Source organism: Luteibacter sp. P4_D7_3 (genome assembly GCF_056401735.1).
In genome coordinates this window covers 1-3,621 of the sequence record NZ_JBFUIT010000364.1, presented here as the reverse complement: position 1 = coordinate 3,621, position 3,621 = coordinate 1, and the positions used below count along the sequence as shown (strand labels likewise).

3 protein-coding genes are annotated in these 3,621 nt (G+C 64.1%); 1 reads left to right on the top strand and 2 read right to left on the bottom strand.

All coding sequences use genetic code 11. The features are described 5' to 3' along the window. Positions 1-1,579: RelA/SpoT family protein (locus tag AC1DSN_RS19890; protein WP_477332416.1), on the bottom strand; the 1,579-nt coding region annotated here is incomplete at its 3' end. A 110-nt stretch (positions 1,580-1,689) separates the two neighbouring features. Further along, a complete protein-coding gene (gene rpoZ, locus AC1DSN_RS19885; protein ID WP_046968048.1) occupies positions 1,690-1,980 on the bottom strand; it encodes a DNA-directed RNA polymerase subunit omega in 291 nt (96 codons plus the stop codon). 176 nt (positions 1,981-2,156) lie between these two features. On the opposite strand from rpoZ, the gene AC1DSN_RS19880 reads away from it, so the two are divergent. After that, positions 2,157-2,984 carry an MlaA family lipoprotein gene (locus AC1DSN_RS19880; RefSeq protein WP_213949383.1) on the top strand — a complete coding sequence of 276 codons (828 nt, stop codon included), beginning with the start codon at positions 2,157-2,159 and terminating at the stop codon, positions 2,982-2,984. Positions 2,985-3,621: the final 637 nt, after the last annotated feature.

Sequence of the window (3,621 nt, the reverse complement as noted above, 5' to 3'; positions counted from 1 at the left end):
GCGCGGCGGCTGGCACGGAATCGAGGCTAAGGCCGCGCGCATCGAGCGCGCGATCGAGCATGCGGTGACCGAAGTCCACCGCATCCTCATGCTGCAGATGCTTGAGGTACTGGCGAATCGCCGTGCGCGCCTTGCCGGTGACGACGGCTTCCAGCCAGGCCGGGTTAGGCACAGCTGAGGGCGCCGTAATGATTTCTACCTGCTGGCCGGAAATCAGGCGCGTGCGCAGCGGCACGAGCTTCTTGTCGACGCGCGCTGCGACGGCGTGGTCGCCCACGTCGGTATGCACTGCGTAGGCGAAATCCAGGGCCGTGGCGTTGCGCGGCAGCGAGAAAATCTCACCGCGCGGGGTGAACAGATAGACCTCGTCCGGGAACAGGTCGATCTTGACGTTTTCGAGGAACTCAGCGGCCGAAGGCGTATTCGCCTGGCTGTCCGCCAGCGCGGAAAGCCATTCGCGGGCACGCGCCTGTGCGCTGTTCGCGGGACCCGAATCCGACTTGTATGCCCAGTGCGCCGCGACACCCCGCTCGGCGACGGACTCCATTTCCGACGTTCGGATCTGGATTTCGATCGGCGCGCCGAAGGGGCCGAGCAGCACGGTATGCAGCGACTGGTAGCCATTGCCCTTCGGAATGGCGATGAAATCCTTGAAGCGGGCGTCCACCGGCTTGTACAGGCCGTGCACGGCGCCCAGCGCCATGTAGCAATGCATGGCCGAATCGGTGATGACGCGGAACCCGTAGACGTCCATCAGCTGGGCGAACGATTTGTGTTCGCCGCGCATCTTCGAATAGATGCTCCAGGCCGACTTGATGCGGCTCACCGCGCGGCCGGGAATCTTCTCGGCGGCAAGGCGTCCTTCGAGGGCCATCTCGATCTTGGCCATCGCCTCGCGACGGTTGCCCAGCGCGGCACGGATACGCTCGCCAATGATGCGATGGCGATCCGGATACAGCGCCTTGAAGCCGAGGTCCTGCAGTTCGGCCTTGAACTTGTTCATGCCCAGGCGCTGTGCGATCGGGGCGTAGATCTCGAGCGTTTCGCGGGCGATGCGGCGACGCGACTCGYCGTCTTTCGCGCCCAGCGTACGCATGTTGTGCAGGCGATCGGACAGTTTGATCAGGATGACGCGAAGGTCGCGCGCCATCGCCAGCAGCATCTTGCGAAAGCTTTCGGCGTCCGCTTCCTGCCGGCTGGAGAAACGCATCTTGTCGAGCTTGGTGACGCCATCGACCAGCTCAGCCACGGTCTCACCGAATTCGCCGGCGAGTTCGTCGCGTGCGAGCTTGGTGTCTTCGAGGGTGTCGTGGAGAATCGCCGCGATGATCGTCTCAGCGTCCAGGCCGAGCTCGGCCAGGACCTGCGCCACGGCCACCGGATGCGTGATGTAGGGCTCACCCGATTTGCGCGTCTGCCCGTCGTGTGCGGCGGCACCGATCAGGAAGGCGCGGCGAATCCGCAGCACCTGATCCCTGGGCAGATACGCGCCCACGCGATCTTCCAGCGCCTGCACGTACGGCGGCACCGAGCCATCATCGACCACGTCGGTCAGTTTTTTCGCAGGGACGACTTCCATGGGAGGGTCTCGCGCCTAGCCGGCGCAGCCTCCCGCACGCGGCCTCAGCAGCCGCGCGTCAACGTGCGCAGTGTTCCGTTTATGACAGGGCCGACAGCGACCCGGTGTCATCAGTCATCCCCGCCCTTCGAGAGGTCGTCGTCCACTTCCGTGGCGGCCCACTCGAGGGCTTCACGCTCGGCGCGCTCACGGGCGGCACGGTCGATTTCGTCGATCATCTCGTCGTTGACGCGACGGTCGGCGATTTCGCGCAGGGCCAGCACGGTCGGCTTGTCGTTGGCGGGATCGATGGTCGGCTCGGCGCCCTTGGAGAGCTGACGGGCACGCTTGGTCGCCATGAGCACCAGCTCAAAGCGGTTGTCGACTACCTCTAGGCAGTCTTCGACGGTAATACGGGCCATTTCAAATCCTTGACAATAAAGACACTTCTGGTCGGGCAGTTTACCGGTCCGGCCGGTTGGCTGGCAATCAGGGGAGGGGTATCATGCGCGGTTCTGGCCAGGATGGACGGGTATTAGTGCAAATAATAAAACCAAGCGGTACACTARAGTATCGCCCCACCCGCAAAGTCGCCCCGATGCACCTGAATCTGATCTCCCGGATCGCCAGACCCGCTTTGGCCGTGTTCGCCACCGCCCTGCTTGCCGCGTGCCATATCGCACCGCCGCGCACGGACGATCCGAACGAACACTTCAACCGGAACATGTACGCCTTCAACGACAAGCTCGACAAGGCGGTCATTCGCCCCGTGGCTGTCGGCTACCGCAAGGTCACCACCCCGGCCGTACGCACCGCCGTCAGCGACTTCTACACCAATATCCGGCTGCCGATCACGGTGGCCAACGACCTGCTGCAGGCTCGTCCGAAGCAGGCGATCCAGTCGACCAGCCGCTTCGTCGTGAACCTGACGATCGGTTTCCTCGGCTTCAAGGATCCGGCAAGCCTGCTCGGCATTCCCCTGGAAGACAACGACTTCGGCGTGACGCTGGCTCGCTGGGGCTTGCCCGAGGGCGACTACCTGGTGCTGCCGCTGGTCGGCCCGACCACGGTCCGCGATGTCTGGCGCCTGCCGGTCGACAGCTATTTCTTCGACCCGCTCAGCTACTACTCGCGCAACCACAGCTACAAGTACGGTCAGGAATACATCCCGTCGGCGCTCTATCTCGTGACCCTGCGCTCGCGCGGTATCGATGCCGAGAGCTTCCTTGCCTCGGCCTACGATCCGTACGTGTTCATGCGTGACGCCTACCGCCAGCAGCGCCTGTACCAGATCTACGACGGCAACCCGCCGGACGCGGTCATTGAACAGATGCAGGGCCTGAACGACAACCAGGGCTTCGATCCCGACAAGCTGCTCGATGAGCAGCACAAGTGGGAACGCCAGAACGGCGAAAAGCCCGAGTAAGGAGAAGGCCCCGCGAGGGGCCTTCTTTTATGGTTCGTCGTCGATTTCCGTGGAGCCTTTTCCTGGTCGCTCGTGCGCTTGATGCCTGATTTCCGGGCTTTCAGGCCGGCGATTCTCTCGCGCCTCGCGCCTCGCGCCTCGCGCCTCGCGCATGGCTCGCCTTCGGCTTCGCGGGGCTCGGCGTTGCCATCGCTTTCTACACTTGGGCGTCTCGCGGGGAGACCTTGGTGTCCACCCTCGCGGCTCAGACACGTCCTCCGCGTTCGAGAAGGAAAGGCCGCTCACGCGGCCCGTGTATCTATTTGGCCTACGGCCGCTCCACTTGTGCGGAACTCGCATCGAGGGTGGACACCAAGGTCTCTCACGACGATACGGTGGAGTGGGCGGAGAGCCGTTGGCGTGGGCCCTCCCGGAACACCCAGCCGATGCGGAAGCGATTGCGGGCAACCGGTTGCGGAACGCCTTACTCGCGTCTGCGCCTCCRCCGGCGTGCCTGCTTRCCTGCGAGCCTGCCGACGATGCTGCCGCGCTTTCGCTCGACCCACGCGAACCTCAGGGTTGGGGAGAGTCTTCGGTGCCCACCCTCGAGGCGAGTTCCGCACAAGTGGAGCGGCCGTAGGCCAAATAAGTACACGGC